Below are 26,298 nucleotides of genomic sequence, written 5' to 3'. Positions count from 1 at the left end.
TGGAGAGGATATATGAATAATTTGAATAGATATACCTGAATTGTAAAACTGTTGCTGCCCTTAACAATCTCTGACTAAATAAGCAAAAGGTTGCCTTTTTGAGGCAACCTTTCAAACATTGGTAATAAATCTTTATAAATCATCGGTTCAAACGGCCAGCCAACACCCATGGGCTCACCTGGCGAATAGAATTTATGGCAAATTGTGTACCCGACTGACTCCCTATTGCAGAAACCGCAGCAGAAATAACAGCTACCACCTCATCATCATCTTCCTCATCAAACTGCTCCCTGGCCGGTTCAGCCTTTTTTGGAGCAGGCTCAACAGGAGCCTGATTCAAGGTTCCATCTTTTCTTTTCTTAAAGAACGCTTTAGCAACCTGTGGCAACAAGGCATAAGAAAGTACATCCTCCTCCTGCTCAATCATATCCTTAATTTCCTCTCTGATTTTCTCCAATTCAGGTTCAATCAAATCAGCAGGACGGCATGTGATTGGCTTTTCATCACCCAAAATCTTTTTAGATATCTCTTCGGAAATAGGTGACGGAGACTTCCCATACTCCCCCTTTACAACGCCGCGAGATTCTTTGGGAACCATTTTATAACGCTCTCCCATCAACACATTGAAAACAGCCTGTGTTCCAACAATCTGACTGGAAGGCGTCACCAATGGAGGAAAACCAAAATCTTCACGCACACGAGGCACTTCTTTAAGAACATCATCCAGTTTATCAACCGCATTGGATTGCTTTAGCTGAGATACCAGATTGGATAACATACCTCCGGGAACCTGATAAATCAATGCATTGGCATCAACGCCAAGCATTTTTGGATCCAACAGACCTGATTCAATCCATTTCTCTCTGAAAGGACGGAAATATTCGGCAATATCACTCAATTTCATTAAGTCAAGACCAGTGTCGTATTCCGTATCCTGCAAAGAAGCAACCAATGGTTCAGTAGCAGGCTGTGAAGTTCCAAGTGCCAAAGGCGAAATGGCAGTATCCACAACATCTACTCCGGCTTCAATGGCTTTAAGGTAAGTCATTGATGCCACGCCACTGGTATAATGTGTATGCAATTGAACAGGAATTTTTACCGATTCCTTAATGGCTTTAATCAGGTTGTATGCATCATAAGGCTTTAACAAGCCGGCCATGTCCTTGATACATATGGAGTGAGCTCCCATTCCTTCAAGAATCTTAGCATCTTTTGCAAACAGATCCAAACTATGTACCGGACTGGTTGTATAGCTGATGCACGCTTGTGCATGCCCTCCCTCTTTGATACATGCTTTAATGGCCGTTTCGATGTTACGCGGATCGTTCATGGCATCAAAAATTCTGATGATATCCATTCCATTGGCAATGGCTTTTTGAACGAAATACTCCACTACATCATCGGCATAGTGCTTATATCCCAACAAATTTTGTCCCCTCAGCAACATCTGCAAAGGTGTTTTCTTTGCTTTGGCTTTAATTTTACGTAAACGATCCCATGGATCTTCATCCAGGAAACGTAAACAAGCATCAAAAGTGGCTCCTCCCCATGCTTCAAGTGAATGATATCCAATATCATCCAATTGTTCAACAATGGGTAACATCTCCTCTGTTCTCATACGGGTGGCTATCAACGACTGGTGCGCATCCCTTAAAACAGTTTCTGTAATTCCAACTTTACGCATATATGACAATAAAATACTATTCAACAACAACTAAAACTTCTCCAACAGCAATGGCATTGCCTTCTACAGCATTCATTTCACGAACAACTCCATCAGCAGGTGATGTCAGGTCATTTTCCATTTTCATCGCTTCAAAAACAAGCAAGACTTGTCCTTTTTTAACCTCATCACCAGGCGCTACCAATACTTTAAAAACGTTTCCGGGCATTGGTGCTGAAACTTTATGACCACCGGAGGCAGCTGTAACAGCTTTTCCATTTCCGTTTCCATTTCCGGCAGATACCGGAGTCTTTAACTTTGGAGCTGACTTTAATGTTTGAACGGCTCTTGCTGTGGTAGCTCTCACCTCTTCAACTTCAACTTCGTACTGTTTCTCATTCACGGTAATCAGATACTTTTTCATAGGTTTTTATTATATAAGTTATTAATATTTACTTTATAACACAGGTAATCTGGCGATTAAACAATCATAACAACAATACATCTATCGACCCTCCGAGTTAAATATTCTAATAGATTTCAATGATAAAAATATATCAAGCAATTATAAATAAGGCCAATTTAAGGATAATTAACAACCTACAATCAAGAAGCAAACCAATCTCACCAACTACCTGTTTTTCTACAACTTAAGCACCTGTATTAAAGAAAAATATCTTTAATAATTTCTGGATATGTTGCAAAACATAAAATACTAAGGCAAACCACCTGTAAACAATGAAATTTAGCCCTGTTTTCGGAAGCCAAAATTAACATTTTTAAATCAATTAAAGATTTTTTTCTCTATTTAATTAACGAAAAATTCAAACTAATAGTTACAGCAAAACCAGTAAAAAGAGAAAATTTGTTGAATTGATTAAAATGAATAGCTTTGTATCTGTTGAACCAAAGTTAATTACCAAAACAATGCTAACATCTCTGGCAACAATATTTTTCACCTCACTCATCATTGCATTTTCAGGTGCCATGATGCCTGGTCCTTTGCTCACCGTCACCATCAGCGAAAGCAGCAAGCGTGGAGCCATGGCAGGCCCCCTGCTCATAACCGGACATGCCATTTTGGAGTTGCTGTTGATTACCGGACTTTTACTGGGGTTGGCTCCTGTGCTCAAACATGATATGTTTTTTCTCATCAGTGCTTTACTAGGGGGCTCTATCATGTTTTGGATGGCCTGGGGCATGTTTCGCTCTCTGCCTACCCTATCGGTAAACACACAAGAAGGAACTGAAAGAAAAGGCAATTTACTTGTTACAGGTGCTCTCATGAGCCTTGCCAACCCTTACTGGATCATCTGGTGGGCAACCATCGGAATTGGTTACATATTTTATTCACAAACATTTGGGTTACCCGGGATTGTTTTCTTCTTTTTAGGACATATTACAGGTGATTACATCTGGTACACAGCCATTTCAACGGCTGTAAGTAAAGGGAAAAAACTATTTACCGATCAGGTTTATCGAATTTTGATAGGAATTTGTGGTACTTTTTTGGTAGGATTCGCAGTTTACCTAATCATGACAGCAGCCAATAATAACTTATAAATATTGAAATTACAAACGCTGAATAGTTGATCATACTCTATTAAAATGTAGGGAGTTTGTTTTTGAATATTCAAAAACAAACTCCCTACTATTCAAGATATTAACTGCAATTTCCCCAGGGAAATTTAGTCATAGCAACTACCACAATTCAAAAATGGGGCTCCCTACATCGTCAAATCTCACAGGCAAAACTCTGGCATGACGATTGGGATCATACAAGGGATCACCAACAATCTCTTCATAATCTCTGGCATGATAAACACATAAGGGAGTCGTTCCATCTTCTGCCACTGTAAAAGAGTTGTGGCCAGGCCCGAAAATCTTCTTTTGATAGTCAGTTTTCAATACCGGATACCTGGATTTCTTCCATGAATTCCTATCCAAAAGATCAGAATCTTCATCGGCCTCCATTATGCCCATACAATAGCATGCACCGGTGGCACTTGCCGAAAATGTGATAAAAATCTTACCATTGTTTTTGATCACTGCCGGTCCTTCATTTACCCAGAAACCAATTCTTTCCCAATCATAATCCGGAGTGGTCAGCATAAACTGAGGAGTTTTTAGCTTGATTGGCGATTCCATTTCGGCCAAATAGAGATTTGAGGCAGCAAATTGTCCGCCGGTCTTCTCAGCCCAACTGAAATATCTCTTCCCATTATTTTCAAAGACAGTTCCATCCAATGAAAAATCAATAAAAGATTTTTCATCGCCATCAGCTGCCTGCATCTGTCCCAATTCAATCCATTCATCAATTAAAGGGTCCTGCCCCTTACATTCAAGAACATAAGGCCTTAACCTCCATATATCGTCCACTTTACTGGCCGCAAAATAGATGTACCACTTCCCATCCAAATAATGAATCTCGGGAGCCCAAATGTGCTGACTCATAATGCCTGCATCATGCTTATGCCAGACATCGAATGTTTTTGCATTCTTTAAACCTTCAATGGTTTCTGCTCTTCTAAGTTCTATGCGATCATAGGAAGGCACCGAACCGGTAAAATAATAAAATCCATCGGTATGTTTATAGATAAACGGATCGGCTCTTTGCTCAATCAGAGGTTTGTTTGAATTATATTTTTCCATATAACTAAATTTTAAGTTTGGCTTTGATTCCCTCATAATATTTATCGGTGATTTTATAACGAAACATCATCATTCCCATAAGTGTATGAAACAAGCCTGGAATCACAGTCAGCATAAGAGCAAGCCCGGTAAGAGTTAAACTACTTTGAACATCAGCTTGCGGAATATATTCAAATGTATGGAGCAACAATCCAACTGCAGCTCCGGCTATTCCCATTCCCAACTTCTGAGCAAAAGAGATGCCCCCAAAAGCCAGACCTGAAACTCGCTTCCCGGTTTTAGCGTGACCATAATCAACTGCTTCAGCAATGGCTGACCAGAAAACAGGAGCATGTAAATCCACGACAAAAGATAGCATAAAATAGAGCGGAAAGGCCAACATCATATTTCCCGGACGCACCAAAACAAACAGAGCTAAACTAATTACTCCGACTGCAAGTTGAGACCATTTAAACAATTTTACCTTACAATAGTATTTGGTAATATAAGTTGATGCTATCATTGCAAGAATAGCAGCCCCAACTCCCGTAGCCATAAACATAGCCTGTACCTCAGCATCACCACCCAAAAAATATTTAGCATAGTAAATGGCCACTGAATTACGTATTACATACCCTACTGTTCCAATAAAACAAACACCAAAAAGAAGGGTCCATTGTCCATTTTTAATGAGTAACTTAAATTGTTCAAAAAGTTTTTTTTTGTCAACAACATGCTCCACTCTCTCTTTAGTAGTTGCAAAAGAAAATAAAAATAGTAAAGTTCCAATAAGTGCCATCAACCCCATAGCCAGTTGATACCCCTTCGATAAGTCAGGATCTCCTGCTATTGTTTCGTAAACAAACTTTATGGAAAAACTTTCCATGGTTACAGAAAAAGTGGCCCAATCTATCTTACCCAGATATTTTGAAAGAATGGGGACAATAATGGACACACCAAAAGCAGCCACTTTGGCAAAGAAAAGCCTGTATCCGTTTGCAGACAATCTCTCTTGCGGGTCACTGGTTAAAACGCCTATCAACGATATATAAGGAATTGTAACCGAGGTAAACATGATGGTTACGAAGATATAGGTAAGGTAAGCATAAATCATTTTTCCGGCATAGTCAAATTCCGGGGTTGTAAAGGTGAGAAAAACTGATATGCCAAAAGGAATCGATAAGAACAAAAAATAGTGACGGTAGCGTCCCCATCTGGTTTTGAATTTATCGGTGATGAGTCCCATTAAGGGATCGGTTATTGCATCAATAAGCCTCACCAATAAAAACATGAGCGCCATATCTTTGGGTTTGAGACCAAAAACATCGGTATAAAAAAAGCTGATGATAAGGAACATGGAGGAGATTACCACATTTACAGCGGCATCACCGGATCCATACCCGATTTTTTCCAGAACACTAAGTTTTTGAGATTTCATAGATTTTAAGTATAATTTAAACTATTAACGCTTCAGGCACTGCTATTGCTTTGATTAATGTTTTATCTGTTTCTAATTTGTTTTTTGCGAAACCCCGGAGTTCGTTTTATGGTATTTCTTCTTTTCTGCTTACAAAATGATCAAGAAAAAATCAACTTGAGCCCAGTTTCTGTGAACAAATATATAAATATGAAATAAATAATTAAATGATTTCTGAAAATAAAAGTAATTTTTACCCGAAAAGTAAAAATTACGGAATCTCTTTAGCCAGAAAAGCCCTTGCTGTGTTAGAATTATTTATCAACACACTGGTTCAAAAAAATGACTATAAATTCTATTTAAACCATGTCACAGCTTTCTCATTGATTGGTTTCAAATACAGCTATCACCTCATTAGGATTTCCAATTCTTATTTTTTCTGATCGATTAAGTTCTAAATCAACAGCAATTTTTTCAACGGTTGGTTTTAGAATAATGAAATAAATAATAATGAATACTGAGATTGCCAAAAATGTTAAATCTGCTGTCAAAAAACAGATCGTAATTGTAAATAACGAAGCACCCTCAAGCATTGCCAGACGAATAATCATCGCACCACGATATGCCACCATCTTTGAGCTCAGGTTATTATACGTTTTTATCTTTTTTAACCGGCTCTTAAAAATTATTTGACCAGCAACAAAACCGTTTACAACAAAAATTGGAACAATATAAATAAAAACATCTCTTAACGAATCATCTGGTTCAGAATTCATTCCCGGATTGAGATATAATGTTAGAGTAACAAATGCTACCTGTCCAAATAATAACGCAAAGTATATGATAGATACAGACCGAAAGTATTGCCGAGAGTTTTGCTTTTGTGTCGTCATTTCCTACAAGTTTTAAATATTATTTTCTGCGGGTTTTGTTTTCGTTTGATTAAAATGTTCCTTAGAGACAATAAATAAATGCTGTCGGCATTATTTCAGTCGGGAATAATGGTTATTGAGGTCATCAAAGCATCGCTGAGGTTCCGATTTTCAGGACTGGCTATACCCCACTCAAATTGCTATGTATGAGTGGTAGTTAAATACTAAAACTCTATTATGTTTTTATCTCTCATAATTAATCTTACGTGTGAATGAAGTAGGAAAAATCAAATCGGGAAAAATCCAAAATGAAATAAAACGATAAAATAATTAAAAAGATTTGGTGCTCGGTTCTTTACACGATAAATATAGTCATCTGTAATGCTGTAAAATAAATATATAAGACTAAATAATCCGCTAAATCCAAGTGAAATCGCAATTCCTTTTACAATTAAGGATACATTTAATTGAAAAGGTGGTAAGGTGATAAAAACACCTAACATATATGTCGATAATAGAAACATCATTAGTCTTTTGTTTTATTTCAATTTATTTGAAATATTCTGGGCAATATTCAATAATTCCAGTCCATAATTGATAGTATATAACCAAAATAAAAAAATGCCGAAAAAACCTCCGATTGAAAACAAGTAGTGCAAAATGGAGGGATTTGCGAATAAACAACCTAGAAGAAGAAAATATATAAAATTGTACAAAGCTGGATGATGGTAAATTGGGGGTAATTTGGAGTGAATGAACGCAAAATTTAAAGAAAAAACCCTTGTAACATATATGCTACAAGGGTCTGCTCAATTCTAATTTGTGATCCCGGAGGGACTCGAACCCCCAACCTCCTGGGCCGTAACCAGGTGCTCTATCCAATTAAGCTACGGAATCAATATTCATCAAAAAGCGTTTCGTTCAAACGCGGTGCAAATATAGGAACTTTGAACGAATACAAAAATCATTTTCCATAAAAAAATCACAAAAAAAATATTACGCGATATTCAAATTTGATTTACAGGATATTGTGGTCACAAATACAACATCCCGTGCGCAGAACTTTTTCAGACGCACGGGATGTCCCACATTGCACCAAGGCTCAATCAATGGTCGTACTTAAATGTCAACACCTTCTCAAAATCATCCCTGTCTCCACTCGATTTAGCCTTCAGAACAAATTGAATTTCATCCTGTTCCTCTATTTTTAAAGTTTCCAAATTAAAGGATACGGTACCATACATTTTGTAGTTGTAAGGGTCATTGTTGCGGTTATGCCTGAATTCCAAAATCGGCAGACCCTGGTCATTAACGGGGTTGTCCACATCCTGAACCAGATTGATGAAATGAATGCGCCCTCCACCTCCGTATATAAATCGGATGGTGAGAAAATCGCCCGTGAACCAATAATCTCTGATGGTTACCGGGTCGTGGCCAATGCTGTCGGCATTTTCCGGAGTGAGTTCCAGAATGCCTTTAGTCAGAATCTCCGACAAATCATTCACTCGTACAAAATGATCAATCTGACCTTCGGCATCACCCAATATGGTATAACTGATCCATACCCGTTGTCCGTCCTTAGTTTTGAAATGGGGAACAGCCGAAGCCGAAGGGAATAACCTGTCGCCGTTATCGGTGACAACAACAAAGGGTGAAATTGCTCCTTTTTCAATGGTACCGGTAGTTACCCAAAACTTTCCAAGTGAATAACTATCATCATCCTTTAAACACCCCTGCAACAGAAACATGGTTGCCATTATTGCAACCCAAAATAACATCAACTTTCTCATCTTTTGTATCCTCCTGTTATTAATCAAACTTAATGATCTCACTCAAACCTTAGATGAAAAAAAAATGTTTGGTTGCTTAATTAGATACAAAAATCATCCCAAAACAGACCAAAACTTTTTAAAAAATGGTCTGGAAATTGCATTGCATTGGTTATTTTAGCGACGGGGAAGGGTGAAACGGAAAACGGAAAACGAAAATCGCAGACCGTAAACCGGAAACGATATAAAATGAAGTCTCTGAAAGGCGGGGTATGAAAGGTTTTGGCTAAAAATCAATGATTTGGAGTTTTGAGTTGATAGTTTATGGTTTGTTCTTAGCAAAACGGAGTTACATAGATGGAGTAGCATTCTGATATATAAGTTATAAGACTAATAGGTCAAGAGGTCGATAGGTCATTAGAAGGAGAAACGTAATTGCAGCATTTTGAAAACTTTGAATAACGCCGCCGAAGGTGGCAAATGTCGATAGAAAGTAACGTTTCGTTGAGAGAAGGCACGTCGTAGGTGTGCAACGTAAACAGAATGCTATAATGGGCTGGAAGCTAACAAAATGACAAGCTAACAGGTTAGGTGACGGAGCGTAGTGAAGTCCCGCAAAGCGGGATAAAGCGTAGCTGAACTGAAACATTTTCTTTTTTTAGGAATAACGATGAATGAATTTTTAAAATAACAAAATAACATGGCAAGGTGTACCGGACTGATTTTGATCATTATTAGTGCTCTTTATATTTCAACGCCTTTAAGCAGGGCTCAGTACCAATACCCACAGTGGGATTTTCATATGCCGCTTGATATTGATTTGGTGGTTAGTGGAAGTTTCGGGGAGCTCAGAGGCAGCCATTTTCATTCGGGGGTTGATTTTACCACTCACGGCAAAACGGGGCTTCCCATTTTTGCCATTGACGACGGATATGTTTTTCGCATAGCCGTTTCGCCGGTGGGATTCGGAAAGGCCATATACGTGAACCATCCCAACGGGTTTTCATCTGTGTATGCTCATGTCGAATGGTTTTCTGAAAGAATTGAAGAGATTGTGACAAACATCCAGTACCAAAAAGAGTCCTTTGCCATTGATGAAAGCTTTGCGCCGGGCGAAATTCCGGTAAAAAGAGGTGAACTCATAGCCTATTCAGGAAACTCAGGAAGCTCCGGTGGTCCGCATTTGCACTTCGAAATTCGCGAAACCGACACACAAAAACCCATCAATGTTCATTTTTTTGATTTTCCCGTTAAGGACGATGTCCCTCCACATATCGAAGCAGTGGTAATATATCCCCTGGATGAACAGAGCAGGATAAACGGTAAAAACGAACCACTTTACCTCCCGGTGGTGTTTCATTCCGGCAGGTTTCACCTGCGCGGAAACCCGGCAATTGAGGCTTCAGGCCAGATTGGAGTGGGCATAGAAACACTGGACTATTTTACAGGTTCGTGGCGAAAATGTGGTGTCTATTCCATTCAGTTGCATGTAGACGAACAACCGTGGTTTAAATCGCGGCTGGATGGATTTCTTTTCAGTCAAACCCGATACCTCAACAGTCACATAGATTTTAAACGACGACGCACCCACCGCCAGGTGATACAAAAAAGCTTTTTAGACGAAAACAATCAACTTGATATATATCAAACCGGGGCAACACGTGGTGTTGTAGCCATGACTCCCGGAGAAACCCGCCAATTCCATTATAGGGTAAAGGATGCTGCCGGCAACCTGTCGCAACTCATATTCAACATCCGTGGAACCACTCCTCCAAGAATGCCGGAAGTTTCAGCAGCACCTAAAATGGAGACACTTCATCCTGCAAGGGCATGGAGCAGCTCATTTGGGGATTTCGCAGTAAGTTTTCCGGCCAACAGTTTTTACACCCGTGTGGAAGCTGAATTCCAGATAAATCCCAATCCCGGTGTTGGCATCGGTCAACACTTTTCGATGTTGAACGAAAACATTCCCATCCATCAATTTTTTGAAATCACCTTACCCATCCCCGATCAATATATTACCCACCAGCGGCTTACAGCCGCCAGAATTGGCAACAATGGCTCACTCATTTATGCAGGTGGCACGCGCAGAGGAAATCAGATGGTTGTTCGCACACGCGATGCAGGAACCTACTTCCTTGTCGTGGATGAAACGCCTCCAACCCTAAGAATATTAAACATTCCGGCCGGCCGGAACTACTCAAACAGGGACGCAATCAGGGTTGATATCAGAGACAACTTCAGCGGAATTGCCAGCTACAGAGCCACCATTAATGGCGAGTGGGCACTTTTTGAGTATGATCCCAAAAACAATTTGCTCATTGGTTTTTTTGATAAATTCAGGATCAACAAAGACCAGCGCCATACGCTGGAGATTGTTGCCACCGATAACGTTGGCAACGAAACCAGATTATCAACAGACTTTATCTATTAACCTGTTGAACATTCTGCTGTTGTAATTTATTTTATATTTGTGTACTTGTTATAAAACACCGAATGGTAAGAAGACTTTACATATTACTCATCCCGCTTTTGCTGGCAGCTCCGGTTAAGGCTCAGATCGACACCGACCGGATGACCATCATAGGACGGAATGCTCTCTTTTTCGAGGATTACATCCTTGCCATACAATATTTTAATCAGGTAATCAGGGCAAAACCCTATCTGAGCAGACCCTATTTTTACAGAGCACAAGGAAAATATTACCTCGACGATTTAAAAGGAGCAGAGGCAGACTGTTCTCTAGCCCTGGATATAAACCCATTTTTTGTAGATGCATACAATCTTCGGGGGATTATTCGCCAACGACTTGGGCGAACCAATGAAGCCATTGCCGATTTCAGGCGAGGCCTTGAAATCGACCCCGAAAATGTTAATCTGATCACAAACATCGGAATTGCTTACATCAATGCCGAAGAGTTCGAAAAAGCGGTTGAAACTTACTCTCAGGCCCTTCGGCTCGCCCCTAACCTTGTCAATGCCTGGCTGAATCGTGGACACGCCAAAGTGTCCGCAGGAGATACCATTGGAGGATTATCAGATTTTACAAGAGCCATCGAAATAAACCCTTATATTCCGGAAGGATTTACCTTCAGGGCCATTGTTAATTATCAGTTGTCTGAATTTGAAAAATCACTGGACGACCTGAACGAAGCCATCCGGCTTCGTCCCGATGATGGCAGACTGTTCATGACAAGGGGAATCATCCGCTACCAATTGGATGATTTGCGTGGCACAGTAGACGATTTTGACAGAGTGATCGAGCTGGAACCTCGTAATGCGTTGGCCTACCACAACCGCGGAATCCTCAGGGCACAGATTGGCGACCTGAACAGAGCCATTGATGATTTCTCCAGAGTCTTGGCCTTGCGATCCGACGACTTGCTGACCCTTTACAACCGGGCTCTTTTATATATGGAAACCGGGCAGATGGAAAATGCATTGGCAGATTTGGACATTGTCGCAGATAACCATCCCGATTTTGCCCCGGTTTATTTTAACCGATCGCAGGTAAAACAATTGCTGGGCGACCGACGTGGTGCAGAGCTGGATTATGGTACAGCCATGAGCCTGGAAATGGATCGCAGACAAGCTTCCGACCGCGCTGAAGCTTTAAGCAGCAGCGAATCAGAAGAAGAAGAAACCGGCGAACGTAAAGCCACCAGACGGGAGTCTGACCGGGACATCCGCAACTATGATAGAATTGCAGTTCTCGATGACTTTGGAAGCGAACAACCCGAAGAGCTGGCAGGGACTTCTCTGAGAGGCAGGATTCAATACCGCAACGTGGTGATTGACCTTGAACCGGTATTTGGTCTTACATATTACCCGGGCGATACCCTCGTGCATCGCTTGCGATATTTCAATATTGATCTTGATGGGTTTAACAGACGGAGAATAACCGACAGACCACTTCAAATATCCAATCGTGAAAAGGAGTTGGAAAGAACGACTTCCGCCAGGGTGTTTGAAGAGATCAACAGACTAACCACTTATATCAACGAGAATCCAGACAGCAGGGACATTGAGCGTTACCTGTTGGCGCGGGGCGCTCTCTATCAGTCGGTTTTGAATTTGAACAACGCCATGAATGATTACAACCGGGTGATTGAAATAAACCCTGAGAATTATCTGGCACTCTTAAATCGTGCCTACACGCGATTTAAAATGGTGGAATTGGTTCGATCCCTGGATGAAGAAACACCTGAATCGCCCCAAAGACTTGATGTGAGAACCACTACAACAAGATCGCCAACTCAACCAAGTGAACGAGAACGACGCATACTGGATTACGACCTGATAATTTCTGATTTACAGAAAATCAAAACCATAAACCCCGATTTTGCTTTTGCTCATTATAACATAGGCATGATTCATGCCACCCAGCGAAATTTTGAAGAAGCGCTCCAGTACTTCACCCAAGCCATAGAACTCAGTCCCGATTTTGGTGAGGCCTGGTTTAATCGTGGGTTGATCAGAATTTTCCTGGAACAGGAAATAGAAGGAACTCTTGATTTAAGCAAAGCCGGAGAACTTGGAATATTTGAGGCTTACAATGTAATTAAACGGTACGGGATTGGTCCTGGAGCCATGACGGAAGAGGAAGAATAAAAAATGAGTGAGTTACCTCAAAATATTGACACCAACAATCCTGAGTTTCAGGATGCCCTGCGTCTTATTCAACATACCAACAGTTCAGTTTTTCTCACAGGCCGTGCAGGAACAGGAAAGTCTACCTTTTTGAAATACGTATGTAACAACACACATAAAAAACACATTGTACTGGCTCCAACAGGAATTGCAGCCATCAATGCCGGCGGGGTTACCATCCATTCATTCTTTAAGGTTCCCTTTCGACCCATACTGCCAAACGATCCGGATTTATCAACCAAAGACAGGCGCATTTATGACTTTCTAAAATACAATAAGGCAAAAATGCAGCTTATCAGAGAAGTGGAACTCATCATCATCGATGAAATATCCATGGTTCGCTGCGATATTCTGGATTTCATAGATCAGGTGTTGCGGGTTTATACCGGAAACAAAACAGCACCCTTTGGAGGGAAACAGATGCTTTTGGTAGGTGATGCCTTTCAGCTTGAGCCTGTGGTGAAAAGAGACGAATGGCAAATTCTCAACCGATTTTACCGAACGCCTTACTTCTTCTCGGCACAGGTTTTCAGCCGTATTCCGCTGGTTCAAATAGAATTACAAAAGGTTTACCGGCAAAACGATCCGGTTTTCGTAAATATTCTGGATAAAATCAGAGTAAAAAGTACCACTGATGTAGAGCTTAAGACAATCAACTCAAGGCTCAATCCTCATTTCCAAACACCCATAGACGAACTATTTATAACTCTTGCCACACGCAGAGATACGGTAGATTACATCAACGATCAGAAACTCAATGAACTCGAAGGTGAGGAATTCTCCTTTGAAGGAACCATTTCCGGAGAATTTCCCGAATCGAGTCTGCCCACTTTAAAGCGACTGATTTTAAAGGAAAATGCACAGGTGATGTTTGTAAAAAACGACATTGAGCGGCGTTGGTTTAATGGCAGTCTGGGAATTGTGGAAGAAATTGATGAGGATGGGATTTACGTAAGACTCGAAAATGACAACATCCATCTGGTTACCAAAGAGAAATGGGAAAACCTGAGATATAAATACGACGAGAAAAACAACCGAATCATTGCAGAAGAAATTGGTTCTTTTAACCAATTTCCGCTTCGATTGGCGTGGGCGGTAACTGTACATAAAAGTCAGGGACTCACATTCGATAAGGTGGTGATTGATTTCAGCGGCGGTGCTTTTGCCGGCGGGCAACTCTATGTTGCTTTAAGCCGCTGCCGTTCGCTGGAAGGGATGGTTCTTAAAACACCGGTGATAAAGAGCGACATCATTGTGAACAACGAGGTGGTACAGTTTGCCAAAGCTGCCAACAATAAGCAACTCATCGAAGAGGAGTTGCGAAAAGCCAAAGCAGACAGTGCCTACCTGATGGCCTTAGGTGCATTCCGAAGTCAAAACTGGCAGGATGCAGTAAAACATTTTTCAAAAGCGGTAAGCTATAGGAACGACCTGGACAAAGCAGAAATGCAGCGTTTTATCGTGCGGGAGTTACAGTTCATCAATCATTACAAACATCGCATATCAGATTTGGAAGCACAGTTGGAGGCCAACAGAAACAATGTGGAGGAGTTTGCAAGAGAGTACTACCTCATGGCCAATGAATGTGAGGTGAAATTTAACGATACCAGATCAGCCATTGCCAACCTGAACAAAGCTTTAAAACTGAATCCCCTTTTCATTGAAGCCCTGCTGCGCCGTGCTGTCCTTCTCACCAAAACGGGCGACTATCAATCAGCCGAAACCGATTGTTCATCCATTCTAAAGCAGAGACAGCGACACTTTAAAGCACTTCTGCTTCGTGGAGAAATCAGGCTGGAACTCAATAAACTTTCCGGAGCTTACCAGGACTTACTCGAAGCTGTCAACCTCAGAAACAGCAACCCCAAAGCCTATAAAATACTCAGTAAAGTCTGCACAAAAATGGGCGAAACGAAAAAGGCTAAGGAGTATAAAAACATCGCCAAGAGTTTGGAAAACGAGCAGTTTGATTAATTTGAAAGATGTGATAAACCAATTCGAATTACGACTAAAAGTGAAATAATTATTGGCGAGTTTATCTGAGAACCGAAAACTAATTATAAGCAGATGGAAATATCATAATGGGAAGCGATGGTTCTTGATCTGTTGTGTTTAAGGGGCATAGCGCTGTAATCTTCTTAGAATATAATCATCAGGTATAGAAAAAAGAGGGGCGCTAGACCTGAAACAAGTCCCGAGGCTTCGGAGTCAACTGAAAAGCAAATTACAAATACATAATAATCAAACCTATAAACCACTGTACAAATCTTGCTTTAGAATAAACTCATATACTCCACATGGAACCAGAAATCGCATACTCTTTTTCTCTGCAATTGCATCTCTGATCAAGGTAGAAGAGATGTCCAACAGAGGTGCATCTATTAGCGATACCTTTTCTCTAAAATATTTAGCTGATAAGGCGTCAAACCCCGGTCTTGGATAAACGATTACATCAAACGTAGTTATGATGACTTCAGGATTTTTCCATTTTTCAAAATGAACCAGGTTATCGCTTCCAATGATGATTGAGAATTGTCTTTCGGGATTCTTCTCCTTTAAAGCAAACAGAGTATCGATGGTGTAGGATGGTCTGGGCATGAAAAATTCGATATCATTGACCGAAAATCGAGGCTCATCTGCAATGGCAATTTTCACCATTTCCAGCCGGAGATTTTCATCAACCAAGTCTTTGGATTTCTTTAAAGGGTTACTCGGCGTAACAATGAACCAGATTTCAGAAAGATCAGAATATTCCAGAATGTAGTTGGCCAATGCCATATGCCCGATGTGCACAGGATTAAATGAACCGAAAAAAAGACCGGTTTTTATTTTGGCCGAATTAATCATGTATCTTTTATTCTATGGTTAAAGGGTTTAGGGTTGGAGGGTTATTAGTTTATAGTTGAGAGTTTATAGTTGAGAGTTTATGGTTGAGAGTTAGAATAGGAAACATCAAGGAGATGAAATATATCTCATCGCTACTTTATTATTGCTCAGTATTGGTTAAAACGAACGTTTTAACCAAACTTTCCACCTCATCACAAGCTTTTTCAAGGATGTCGTTCACAACAATTTTATCAAAACTGTTTGAATAAGTCAGTTCCTTTTCAGCTTTAGCTACACGTTTTTCAATGACCTCGGGTGCGTCGGTGTTTCTGACAATCAATCTACGGCGAAGTTCATCAACAGATGGTGGTTGAATAAAGATGGCCAGGGCTTCATCGCCATAATATTGCTTGATGTTAACACCACCAACCACATCCACATCAAAAACTACGTTTTTGCCCTGGTTCCTCAAACGTTCTACCTCACTTTTCAACGTGCCGTAGCACGTTCCCTGATATACCTCTTCCCACTCCAGAAATTCATCGTTTGCCACTTTTGTTTGAAACTCTTCATTGCTTAAAAAATGGTAATCTACACCATTTTTCTCATTAATCCTTGGGCTTCGGCTGGTGGCCGAAACTGAAAATGCCAGGTTGAGTTTTTTGCTCAAAAGGTGCTTAACAATAGTGGTTTTCCCCGAACCTGAAGGAGCCGAGAATATGATCAGTTTACCTTTCTGCATTATAATACGTTAAGAGTTTGTTCCTTTATTTTTTCCAGTTCATCCTTCATTTTTATAACCAACCGTTGCAAATCGGCATCATTGGCCTTGGAGCCAAGAGTGTTGATTTCCCGGCCAATTTCCTGACTGATGAATGCCAATTTTTTACCAACCGGTTGCTCCTCTCCCATGGTCTCCTTAAAATAATCCAGATGGTTCTTTAACCTCACTTTTTCCTCGGTAATATCAAGTTTCTCAATGTAGTAAATAAGCTCCTGCTCAAAACGGTTCTCATCAATTTTGTTGCTGTCAACCACCTCCGTCAGATTCTCCCTTATGCGGCTTTTTATTCTCTCCAGTCGCTGGGTTTCGAAGGGCAATACCTGATTCATGGAATCTTCGATGCTATCAAGACGAATTGTGATATCTTCCTGCAATGCATGCCCCTCTTGAGAACGATACCCATCGATGCACTCGATGGCTGCCTCAATGGTGTCTTTTATATCTGCCCACTCCTTTTCGTCCAGCGATGCCTGCCCGGTTTTCAAAACATCGGGAAGCATCATGATGGTTCTTATAAAATCTGAACTTCCACCTATATTTAACTCTTCTGAAATACTGCTTAGTTGGTTGTAATAGTCCTGAAAAACAGTTTTATTAATTTGCGGCAAGTTATCGGGCATCAAAGATTCAACAACCATAGTTAAATCAACTTTCCCCCGTTGAAGTCGTCCGGCAATCAGGTTTCTGATCTCATGCTCCTTATCTCGGTATAAAACAGGAATTCTGAGGTTGAGATCCAATTGCTTTCCATTAAGGGATTTAATCTCAACATGTACTTTCTTTGTAGGGAGATCGCAAACAGCTTTGCCAAATCCGGTCATTGATTTTATCATAAACAGAATCTTTTATACAAAAGTAATAATATTAATCAACTAACCGCGTCAGAAGTTATACCGGAATGAAAGACTAAGCCCCTGCCTGATCTGCAATTTACTGGATTCACTTTCATAATATCTGAAACTACCGGTGAGTCTTGTACTCAAAAACACGTTTATTCGCATATCTAACACCAGATCCCATTCGGCCTGGATGTTTTCATCTTTTGCGAAGTAGTCATAAAAAACGTTCATTCTGGAGGTAAAAGTCATGTCTTCAGCCAGTTTCCATCTAAAGTTATTCTGAAGAGATCCTCCCGTTAGGAAATTGGACTTTTTATCGGCGTCGATGTTGTAGCGTGTTTGATTAATTTTCGCTGTATCCAGAACAACAGTCATCCTTGATGTAAGAGGTGATAACAGCAGGGTAAAATCTTTGACCCTGTAATCCATACCCGCTGCAAGAGAGAAATAGGCAGGAGCCATAAAAGCGGAAATTGGATTCTCCTTTTCTGTGTCGCTTGCAAGGAATCCCTCGAAAAACTGAGTTCGGAAGTTAAACAACAAACTATAGTACCACTTCTCCGTTGATTTCACCCCGTATTTACTCATCAATTCTATCAAGTCATCGTTCACCCGTGATTTGGCTCCTTCACTTGATATAATTCCGAGTTTATGGACAGCCGTATTTTCCCATTCCACGTTATCATCCTTATATATGGCGCTCAAACGTAAATCACTTAACAAAGCCACCGAGTTTTGTCCCCCTCTGGCCCAGTTACTTAAATAAGCCTGAGAAAACTGAATGTTTTCCGAACCGGTAAATGTCCATGGTGATTTCTTTAATGCAACCCTCTCTAATCTGTCGGGACGACGAATATCATTTGGCCTGAAAAGTCCCTCAAGACTTTCCCTTCCAGTTCTGGACTGGAGTGTTTCGCTGCTTCTGAAAATTCGTGGAGGATCAGGCAATTCATGCCAATCATACTGCACAAGATATGGGTGATTATAATATATATGACGGCGCATTTCGTTACCAGTTTTCACCTCTCCGGCAATCAGAGTTTGCAAAGTATCACTCCCACCGGGATGATTCAGAAAATGCTGATATTTCTCAAAAGGCGTCTTTCTTTCGGTTGCCTGAAATTCTGTTAAATCAGGCAACTCCTCCTTTATGTACATAACCGGAAGAGCATGTGCCTTATAGCGTGAAATTCGAGTGGTCATAAATTCGAAACGGTATTCATTCAAAGGAAGTGTTCCGGTTTTCTGACGAATTAAGCCTGCGGAGACATTTGAACGCACAGTTTGAGGTTCGAGGATAAACTGAAAAGGATGATGGGCAATGAAAGAGTTTTGAAACCTCAGTCCGGCAGATTGCTTAGCCAGTGCTTCACGATATTGTTCCCGAAACTCCATGGCATCTACTTTTTCGTACCAGGTTTCCGGTAAAACAAAATCAGAAAAATATATCTGAAAAGGGCGTTGTGCATGCACTTGCGCATGTGGCATCAGAAAAATCAAAAACAAAAGTCCAAATAAAAACCTCATATACATATACAAATGCATTTAAATACTTTAAAATACGGTAATAACCAATAAAGGATTTCAATATTTGGAAAAATGGCTAAGATCTTATTTCAATGAGATGAGTTAATTTTTAACATCAGAATTGAATCGTTGCAAAAGTATATCAAAAACCTTTAGTAAAAAAAGGATTCAATTCAAATCTCTATGCAAAAAATAGAAAATTTCCAAATATTTCCAAATATTTCCAAATTATTGAATTAATAAATCCTCAGTAATCAAAAAGTTTACCAATTTGGCCGTGTTGTAAATAATAAATTCTCTTTTCTCCCAAAAATTCCGTTGTTTTGTAGTCGGTATGCCGGAACAAAGTTCCGGTTTCTACTGGAAAAACTAACTGATGAAGGATCTCACTACAGGGAATGAAGCCAGGTTGATTTTCCGATTTGCACTTCCAATGGTTATCGGTAATCTGTTTCAACAATTGTACAATATTGTTGACAGCATCATTGTGGGCAAATTCTTGGGGACCGAAGCCTTGGCAGCAGTGGGAGCTTCGTTTCCCATTTTTTACACGCTGATATCCTTCTTTATTGGCATCGGTAGTGGAGCCACCATAGTTATCAGTCAATACTTTGGCGCTAAAAACTATGAAAAGGTAAAACAGGCCATCGGAACCATATACTTGTTTATGTTCGGAGCAGGCATCATACTTTCAATGGTCGGAATTCTATTTAGCCGTCAAATATTTACATTATTGGGAATTGGAGATGATGTAATGCCACAGGCGTTGGCATATTTCAATGTATATATGCTCGGCATGGTTGGCTTTTTCGGCTTCAACAGCACATCATCGGTTTTGCGAGGTTTGGGCGACAGCAGAACCCCTCTTTTGTTTTTAGCCATTGCAACGGTTGTAAATATTGTTCTTGATGTTGTGTTTATCGTTGTTTTTAAATGGGGGGTTGCCGGCGCTGCATGGGCTACGGTTATTGCACAAATGGGAGCATTTATTGCTGCCATATTTTATCTTAACAAAAGAGATCATTTGATTCATTTCAGCATTAAATCACTCACCTTTGATATTGAGAGCTTCCGTAAAAGTGTTCAGATTGGATTGCCAACAGGATTTCAGCAGACCTTTGTTGCCCTGGGATTAATGGCATTGATCAGAATCATCAACAATTTTGACACGGTCACCCTAGCCGCCTACACGGCAGCCAGCAGAATTGATGCCCTTGCAGCCATGCCTGCCATGGTTTTGGCCTCGGCTCTGTCAGCTTTTGTGGGACAAAATCTTGGCGCAGGAAAAGTAGAGCGCATCAGAAAAGGCGTTTGGGCTACTCAAAAAATGGCCTGGACCATAAGTTTAGCCGTAATGTTGATTGTTCTACTCTGGGGCAACCAGTTGATGTCTCTCTTTAATGATGATCCCGAAGTCATTCGGCAGGGAAGAGAGTATCTTATCATCGTTTGCTCTTTTTATATTGTATTCTCCTCCATGTTCGTGCTTCATGGAACATTGCGAGGAGCCGGTGATACGATAATCCCCATGTTTATAACCCTGATTTCACTTTGGATTGTGAGAATTCCATTTGCCTGGTTTTTATCAAAACACTTTGGCGAATCCGGAATTTGGTGGAGCATACCCGCAGGTTGGATGGTTGGTCTGGCAGGAACCTGGATATATTACAAGAGCGGACGATGGAAACGCAAATCAGTTGTGGAGAATACTCCTATTCCGAGAACTTAACCAGCTTAATGGCATCTTTAAAACCCTTAACACCGGGAATTACCGTAAAGCCATCAGGTAGAGATGGGTTCAGTTCTTTAATTTGATACCCCGAAACAAGAAAAGGTATCTCCGGAAATTTCTCTCTGTACAATTTCATCAAATCCTCCAATCCTTCTGTTGTATAAGCAGATATAAACGAGGTCATAAATGCATCAGCGGGTCTGACATGATGTACCTGTAACAAATCGCTCACAGGAACTGAAGGCCCCAGGTAAATAACATCCAGTCCTTCTTTACGAGCCAAAAGATTGTAAAACAACAGACCAATTTCATGTAACTCTCCTTCTGGCAAAAACATAATGATTCTGGGGCCTGAAACAGATGAATTCTGCATCTCATGATCGATGGCAACAAATAGCTTCTGACGTATAAGATTTGACATAAAATGCTCTTCAGCAGGGGAAATTGTACCCGCCTGCCATAGCACTCCCACCTTTTCAAGAAAAGGGAACAAGATATTTTCAACTGTAGACTCAAAACCGAATTTAATTACAGAAGCTGAGAGAGTATTAAGAAACTTCTTCTCATCCAACTCTAGCATGGACACCATGAGGCTCTCAATCTGGACATTATTTGTACGACCATCCAGAGACAAATCCAGCACCCGGCTGCGAATCTCAGTATCGGAGAGTCCGGCAATATGGGATATTTTTATGCCGTGATGGTTCAGAATGGATATATTCAATAAACGCTTGAGGTCGCAATCTGAGTAATAGCGTATATTTGTAGGAGTTCGTTCAGGTTCAATTAGTCCATAACGCCTCTCCCACATTCTGATGGTGTGAGCTTTTATACCTGAGATTTTCTCAAGATCTTTGATTGAATATCTGGCCATTTGAATACTGTATATTTCCTTTACTACCGTAATATTTTAAGACTTAGTTTGTTCAATAAGCCAGGTAACACACCAGGTTTGAATCAACGAAAACTGATGATTTCAACTAAGTCTCAAACCGTTTAACACGGTCAAATTAATTTTGTTCAAAATTTCGGCTAAAAATAAAAACAAAACTTCAAACTGCCATAAAATCAGTACACACAATTAAAAGACTACAAAGCATAACATGCTTAAGCCTTTAATATCAATACATTACCGTCAACATATTTCAATAAATCACATTGATTTAAGTGTGTCGATGAAAATTGCAAACCTCCCGGATCGAAGTAACCTGCACGCCTGTAAATGATAGCGTCCGATTTAACAATAAGAATCCACATAGTAACCAATGCTTTCCATGAAACGAGCCATGAAAATCGGCAGATCGATGAAGTCAAAGAGCTTTCGCACAAGGGGATGATTATTTGCCGAGTTCTACCGAGATTTCGGGAGCAAATAAAAAACTAATTATAAACAGATGTAAATGGAGTAAGAGAAAATTCTTTATAATCACTTAAAAATCAAATTTTAAACAACCAGAATATTTGTAAAAAATTTCCAATTTCACATAACCGATTTTAACTTTTTATAACATTAAAAGTTAGACATTCCTTAAATTCAATCATATATTTGTATTGAAAGAACGAGAGTTTTTTCATAGGTTTAGGTTAGGTTAATTAGGTTTAGGAAGAAAAGAGGCTTAACATTGAATTTTAATGTTTAAGCCTCTTTTTTTATGATTCTTTTTGTTATGATGTATCAGGACTCGTTTCATGAATTTTCGGACGTTTCAAACAAATAATTGGCATGCTATTTGAATATTGACTAATTGAGTTTTCTCATAGTTTAGGGTTAAGTTTGGTTAAAAACGTCCGGAATGATTTTAGATAATCTCCGGACGTTTTTAATTAGCACCATTTCAATCGAAAAAGATTTCTTATCTTTAATCAGAAAATCCAGTGTTTGTTAAATCAATAGCAAGACATACCACATTTTATCACATATCTTTAAGTAAATAATATGAGGACTGATCTATTAATTCCTGATATCCTCACTATATTTTCCTGATAACATTCCATTCTTCTTACATCTTATAGAAAAGACATATGTAAAAAATGTCTATAAAATTCACTTTCCCCTTATAGAAAATACACACTTCTCAACACCAAATTCCACCCTATCTATCTATCCTACAATGCTTTGACAAATCGCAACACATGTTAACGTCAATTCGCAACGGTTATTCAGATAATTCTTCTACCCACTATAATAACGAGAGTGTATAAATTGCAAACAAAAAGTTAACAAGAATTAATCCGAAAAAAACTCATTAAATTTAATATTGCACACATAAGAAACAGAATAATACAAAATCGATAAAAAACCATTCACTGTTTAATTTTAGTAACATAACTATGAAAAAGCAAAATTTAATTAAAATGCTATTCGTTATGAGCCTTTGGAGTTTTGGACTCGCTCTTATGGCACAAGGAAGCATTCTGGTTCAGGGAAAAGTGGAAGACAGCCAAGGGTTTCCGCTACCTGGAGTAAACATTATAGTTAAAGGATCTACAATCGGCACGGTTACCGATATTGACGGAAACTACCAATTGCAGGTACCCGACGCAGTAAATGCGGTGCTCGTATTCCGATTCATTGGTTTTGATGAAAGGGAGATAGCAGTAAACAATCAAAGTCAAATAAATGTAGTTCTAGCCGAAAGCTCTTTTGGATTAGATGAAGTTGTGGCAATAGGTTATGGAACGGTTCAGAGAAGAGACATAACTGGTTCGGTTGCTTCTGTTTCGGGTGATGCTCTGCAGGCTATTCCTGTTAGTAATATAACAGAAGCCATCACCGGAAAATTAGCAGGTGTGCAAATAGCAGCCACAGAAGGATCTCCTGATGCAGAAATCAGAATCAGAGTTAGAGGTGGAGGTTCAATTACAGGCGACAACAGTCCTCTCTTTATTGTTGATGGATTTCCGGTCGAATCCATTTCAGACATCTCATCTGCTGATATTGAGTCCGTTGATGTACTAAAAGATGCTTCCTCAACTGCTATTTATGGCTCCAGAGGCGCCAATGGTGTAATAATTATTACCACCAAACGTGGAAGAGAAGGAAGAATGACTGTCAATTACAATGCCTATACTGCCTGGAAAAGAATCGCCAACACACTCGATGTTCTTTCTCCATATGATTTTACTAAATGGCAGTATGAGAGAGCTTTACTGGCAAACGACATGCGTAGATACAACAATATTTACGGAAACTTTCAAGACTTAGATCTTTACCAAGAAGTACAGCCAAACGACTATCAGAATCAGATATTTGGACGAACAGGCTTTACTTTTAATCATAACGTTAGTTTAACCGGTGGTACTGAAAAAACGACATATGCTTTAAGTTATGCCCACATGTATGACAGAGCCATTATGCAAATGTCCAATTTCAACAGGGACAATCTTTCGTTTAATATGACAAATCGCCCAAACGACAGAATAACGATAGACCTGTCCTTCAGGTATGCCAACACAGAGATAAATGGTGGTGGAGCTAACGAACAAAACGAAGTTTCTTCAGCAGATTCCCGATTGAAGTTTGCCATGATTTATCCTCCATTTCCTGTTTCAGGTTTGACTGATGCAGAGGAAACTGATCCTGATTTCTTGTTGACACACCCAATGGAATCACTCAGAGACAATGACAGATACCAAAACCGAGTTGCATATAATCTGAATGCAAGCGTTGCATGGGAAGTCATTGACAACTTGACTATTAAATCAGATGTAGGATTGGATGACTTTAGAAGCGTAGACGATCGTTTCTATGGCCCGTCAACTTATTATGTAAAAAATGTTCCGTCGGGTGAAAATCAAAACAAGCCAGCGATTGTTTTCAATAAACAATCACGACAAACATTTAGAAACACCAATACTGTAAATTACAATTTCAGGAATATTCTTCCCAGCGATCATAGGGTAAATGTGCTAGCCGGTCAGGAGTATATCATCCGCGAACAAGAGTCTCATAATACCGTAGTTCATGGATTCCCATCTACTTTCGGTTTTTCAGAAGCTTCAAAGCTCTCTGCACAGGGATCAGCAAACTCAATTACCAACCATCTCTCACCTGATGACATCCTGCTTTCTTTCTTTGGTAGAGCTAATTACGACTACATGGGAAGATACCTATTCAGCGCAACTTTCAGAGCAGACGGTTCCTCAAAATTCGGAGATGGGAACAAATGGGGGTATTTTCCATCTGCTGCATTTGCCTGGAGGATTTCTGATGAAATCTTTTTCGAAAACACACGAGATTGGTTAGACGACCTTAAAATCAGATTCAGCTATGGTACAGCCGGAAACAATAACATCCCATCCGGGCAAATAGTACAATCTATGGCTGTAAGTACAACCACCTGGGTTAATAACTACGACAGTTATTGGGCACCTTCAAGAACTCTTGCTAATCCGGATTTAAAATGGGAGACCACCATTACAAGAAACCTTGGTTTAGATTATACAATGTTAAGAGGTCGAATCAACGGTTCGTTTGAAGCTTATATAAATACAACCCAAGATTTGTTAATGCGTTTCCCGATTCCAGGCACAGGTTATATCGACCAATACAGAAATATGGGTGAGACAGAGAACAGAGGTTTTGAAGCCTCCATAAATTGGGTTGCTATCGATAGGCCAAACTACGGATTTTCAGTTAGTGGAAACATTGGTTTCAATAAAAACGAAATCAAGTCACTTGGATTAATGGAGAACTTTGAACAGTCATCAGGCTGGGCGTCTACTGAAATTCCAGCAGACTATGTGATACAGGTTGGAGGTTCCGTAGGGAAAATGTACGGATATATCAGTGATGGACGCTATGAAGTTTCTGACTTTGAAGGATACTTTAACGGTGAATGGGTTCTAAGAGAAGGTGTACCTAACGCAAGCTCAGTAGTAGGCACAATTCGCCCCGGTACCAAAAAACTACTCAACCTAAACCCTGATGAAGACAACGTGGTAAACCTGGATGACAGAACCATTATTGGGGATGCCAATCCATTGCACACCGGTGGTATCACTCTAAATGCAAGAGCTTATGGTTTTGACTTGTCAGCAGCTTTCAACTGGAGCTATGGCAATGATGTATATAATGCAAACAAAGTTGAATATACCTCAACCAGCAAATACCATTCACGTAATATGATTACGATGATGGAAGATGGCAAAAGATGGACCAATCTACTACCCGACGGAACGATTAGTAATGATCCGGCTGAATTGGCTGCAATGAATGCTAATACAACCATGTGGTCGCCATATATGCCTCGATTCGTATTCTCTGACTGGGCCGTAGAAGATGGGTCTTTTCTAAGACTTAATACCCTGACACTAGGCTACACTCTTCCAAGAGATATCGTAAACAGAGTAAACGTTCAAAATTTAAGGTTTTATGTAAGTGGTTATAACTTATACACCTGGACTAACTATACCGGATTTGATCCTGAGGTATCAACCAGAAGGAGAACGCCATTAACGCCAGGGGTAGATTATTCTGCTTATCCAAGAAGCCGTTCAATTGTATTCGGGATGAACCTGAGTTTCTAAATCAACAAAAGGGAGAAATTCATATAATAGAAAAATATTGAAGTATCAATTGACGCTTA

The 26,298-nt window shown here is 40.0% G+C and carries 17 protein-coding genes and 1 tRNA gene; 6 read left to right on the top strand and 12 right to left on the bottom strand.

The genetic code is table 11. The features are described from left to right. Positions 1-139: 139 nt before the first annotated feature. Together EV194_RS16200 and EV194_RS16195 are read right to left on the bottom strand one after the other, a co-directional pair. The gene (locus EV194_RS16200; RefSeq protein WP_132435465.1) at positions 140-1,684 is read right to left on the bottom strand and encodes an oxaloacetate decarboxylase subunit alpha; all 1,545 of its coding nucleotides are present in this window, start codon (positions 1,682-1,684) and stop codon (positions 140-142) included. 16 nt (positions 1,685-1,700) lie between these two features. Beyond that, a complete protein-coding gene (locus EV194_RS16195) occupies positions 1,701-2,087 on the bottom strand; it encodes a biotin/lipoyl-containing protein (RefSeq protein ID WP_132435463.1) in 387 nt (128 codons plus the stop codon). Positions 2,088-2,545: 458 nt separating this feature from the next. Here EV194_RS16195 and EV194_RS16190 point away from each other — a divergent pair, with 458 nt between their 5' ends. Beyond that, complete coding sequence (locus EV194_RS16190; RefSeq protein ID WP_207916095.1) at positions 2,546-3,226, top strand: LysE family transporter; 681 nt, start codon at positions 2,546-2,548, stop codon at positions 3,224-3,226. A gap of 138 nt (positions 3,227-3,364) precedes the next feature. On the opposite strand, the gene EV194_RS16185 is transcribed toward EV194_RS16190, so the two are convergent. From EV194_RS16185 to EV194_RS16165, 5 genes are all read right to left on the bottom strand, one after another. Further along, positions 3,365-4,315: a glycoside hydrolase family 43 protein gene (locus EV194_RS16185; RefSeq protein ID WP_132435461.1), complete on the bottom strand. Its 951-nt coding sequence runs from the start codon at positions 4,313-4,315 to the stop codon at positions 3,365-3,367. A 4-nt stretch (positions 4,316-4,319) separates the two neighbouring features. Then, the gene (locus EV194_RS16180) at positions 4,320-5,732 is read right to left on the bottom strand and encodes an MFS transporter (protein ID WP_132435459.1); all 1,413 of its coding nucleotides are present in this window, start codon (positions 5,730-5,732) and stop codon (positions 4,320-4,322) included. 359 nt (positions 5,733-6,091) lie between these two features. Then, positions 6,092-6,487, bottom strand: coding sequence for a hypothetical protein (locus tag EV194_RS16175; protein ID WP_132435457.1), 396 nt, complete (start codon positions 6,485-6,487; stop codon positions 6,092-6,094). Positions 6,488-7,406: 919 nt separating this feature from the next. After that, a tRNA-Arg gene (locus EV194_RS16170) sits at positions 7,407-7,480 on the bottom strand. A 209-nt stretch (positions 7,481-7,689) separates the two neighbouring features. Then, positions 7,690-8,373, bottom strand: coding sequence for a NigD1/NigD2 family lipoprotein (locus tag EV194_RS16165; protein WP_132435455.1), 684 nt, complete (start codon positions 8,371-8,373; stop codon positions 7,690-7,692). Between the two features lie 679 nt (positions 8,374-9,052). On the opposite strand from EV194_RS16165, the gene EV194_RS16160 reads away from it, so the two are divergent. From EV194_RS16160 to EV194_RS16150, 3 genes are all read left to right on the top strand, one after another. Continuing rightward, positions 9,053-10,786, top strand: a complete 1,734-nt coding sequence (locus EV194_RS16160) for a M23 family metallopeptidase (protein WP_132435453.1) — start codon at positions 9,053-9,055, stop codon at positions 10,784-10,786. 62 nt (positions 10,787-10,848) lie between these two features. Next, entirely contained in the window at positions 10,849-12,963 is a 2,115-nt protein-coding gene (locus tag EV194_RS16155; protein WP_132435451.1) for a tetratricopeptide repeat protein, read from the top strand. A 3-nt stretch (positions 12,964-12,966) separates the two neighbouring features. Next, positions 12,967-14,976 carry an AAA family ATPase gene (locus EV194_RS16150; protein ID WP_132435449.1) on the top strand — a complete coding sequence of 670 codons (2,010 nt, stop codon included), beginning with the start codon at positions 12,967-12,969 and terminating at the stop codon, positions 14,974-14,976. Between the two features lie 273 nt (positions 14,977-15,249). On the opposite strand, the gene nadD is transcribed toward EV194_RS16150, so the two are convergent. The 4 genes from nadD to EV194_RS16130 all read right to left on the bottom strand — a co-directional run bounded on the left by nadD (position 15,250) and on the right by EV194_RS16130 (position 18,984). Then, complete coding sequence (gene nadD / locus EV194_RS16145; RefSeq protein ID WP_207916093.1) at positions 15,250-15,849, bottom strand: nicotinate-nucleotide adenylyltransferase; 600 nt, start codon at positions 15,847-15,849, stop codon at positions 15,250-15,252. A gap of 139 nt (positions 15,850-15,988) precedes the next feature. Beyond that, a complete protein-coding gene (gmk, locus tag EV194_RS16140; protein WP_132435447.1) occupies positions 15,989-16,570 on the bottom strand; it encodes a guanylate kinase in 582 nt (193 codons plus the stop codon). Further along, complete coding sequence (locus EV194_RS16135; protein ID WP_132435445.1) at positions 16,570-17,445, bottom strand: YicC/YloC family endoribonuclease; 876 nt, start codon at positions 17,443-17,445, stop codon at positions 16,570-16,572. Before EV194_RS16135 ends, gmk begins: the two co-directional genes overlap by 1 nt. Before the next feature lie 48 nt (positions 17,446-17,493). After that, a complete protein-coding gene (locus EV194_RS16130; RefSeq protein ID WP_165921917.1) occupies positions 17,494-18,984 on the bottom strand; it encodes a DUF3078 domain-containing protein in 1,491 nt (496 codons plus the stop codon). A 370-nt stretch (positions 18,985-19,354) separates the two neighbouring features. Between EV194_RS16130 and EV194_RS16125 the strand changes: the two genes are divergently transcribed. Continuing rightward, a complete protein-coding gene (locus EV194_RS16125; RefSeq protein WP_132435441.1) occupies positions 19,355-20,707 on the top strand; it encodes an MATE family efflux transporter in 1,353 nt (450 codons plus the stop codon). Here EV194_RS16125 and EV194_RS16120 read toward each other — a convergent pair. Beyond that, on the bottom strand, positions 20,691-21,584 hold the full coding sequence (locus tag EV194_RS16120; protein ID WP_132435439.1) for a MerR family transcriptional regulator: 894 nt from the start codon (positions 21,582-21,584) through the stop codon (positions 20,691-20,693). The genes EV194_RS16125 and EV194_RS16120 overlap by 17 nt on opposite strands. Positions 21,585-23,077: 1,493 nt before the next feature. Here EV194_RS16120 and EV194_RS16115 point away from each other — a divergent pair. Beyond that, positions 23,078-26,239, top strand: coding sequence for a SusC/RagA family TonB-linked outer membrane protein (locus EV194_RS16115; RefSeq protein WP_243699434.1), 3,162 nt, complete (start codon positions 23,078-23,080; stop codon positions 26,237-26,239). Positions 26,240-26,298 lie beyond the last annotated feature (59 nt).

The organism is Natronoflexus pectinivorans (genome assembly GCF_004345615.1).
Lineage (GTDB): Bacteria > Bacteroidota > Bacteroidia > Bacteroidales > Marinilabiliaceae > Natronoflexus > Natronoflexus pectinivorans.
The sequence above is the reverse complement of the archived record's forward strand: the minus strand, read 5'-3'. Positions and strand labels throughout refer to the sequence as shown.

Bases quoted from the DNA above. Each gene is read 5' to 3' on its own strand.
- EV194_RS16160 (WP_132435453.1), top strand. From the start codon at position 9,053: ATGGCAAGGTGTACCGGACTGATTTTGATCATTATTAGTGCTCTTTAT.
- EV194_RS16130 (WP_165921917.1), bottom strand. From the start codon at position 18,984: ATGTATATGAGGTTTTTATTTGGACTTTTGTTTTTGATTTTTCTGATG.
- EV194_RS16125 (WP_132435441.1), top strand. From the start codon at position 19,355: ATGAAGGATCTCACTACAGGGAATGAAGCCAGGTTGATTTTCCGATTT.
- gmk (WP_132435447.1), bottom strand. From the start codon at position 16,570: ATGCAGAAAGGTAAACTGATCATATTCTCGGCTCCTTCAGGTTCGGGG.
- EV194_RS16115 (WP_243699434.1), top strand. From the start codon at position 23,078: ATGAGCCTTTGGAGTTTTGGACTCGCTCTTATGGCACAAGGAAGCATT.
- EV194_RS16195 (WP_132435463.1), bottom strand. From the start codon at position 2,087: ATGAAAAAGTATCTGATTACCGTGAATGAGAAACAGTACGAAGTTGAA.
- EV194_RS16190 (WP_207916095.1), top strand. From the start codon at position 2,546: ATGAATAGCTTTGTATCTGTTGAACCAAAGTTAATTACCAAAACAATG.
- EV194_RS16180 (WP_132435459.1), bottom strand. From the start codon at position 5,732: ATGAAATCTCAAAAACTTAGTGTTCTGGAAAAAATCGGGTATGGATCC.
- EV194_RS16185 (WP_132435461.1), bottom strand. From the start codon at position 4,315: ATGGAAAAATATAATTCAAACAAACCTCTGATTGAGCAAAGAGCCGAT.
- nadD (WP_207916093.1), bottom strand. From the start codon at position 15,849: ATGATTAATTCGGCCAAAATAAAAACCGGTCTTTTTTTCGGTTCATTT.
- EV194_RS16165 (WP_132435455.1), bottom strand. From the start codon at position 8,373: ATGAGAAAGTTGATGTTATTTTGGGTTGCAATAATGGCAACCATGTTT.
- EV194_RS16200 (WP_132435465.1), bottom strand. From the start codon at position 1,684: ATGCGTAAAGTTGGAATTACAGAAACTGTTTTAAGGGATGCGCACCAG.
- EV194_RS16135 (WP_132435445.1), bottom strand. From the start codon at position 17,445: ATGATAAAATCAATGACCGGATTTGGCAAAGCTGTTTGCGATCTCCCT.
- EV194_RS16175 (WP_132435457.1), bottom strand. From the start codon at position 6,487: ATGAATTCTGAACCAGATGATTCGTTAAGAGATGTTTTTATTTATATT.
- EV194_RS16155 (WP_132435451.1), top strand. From the start codon at position 10,849: ATGGTAAGAAGACTTTACATATTACTCATCCCGCTTTTGCTGGCAGCT.
- EV194_RS16120 (WP_132435439.1), bottom strand. From the start codon at position 21,584: ATGGCCAGATATTCAATCAAAGATCTTGAGAAAATCTCAGGTATAAAA.
- EV194_RS16150 (WP_132435449.1), top strand. From the start codon at position 12,967: ATGAGTGAGTTACCTCAAAATATTGACACCAACAATCCTGAGTTTCAG.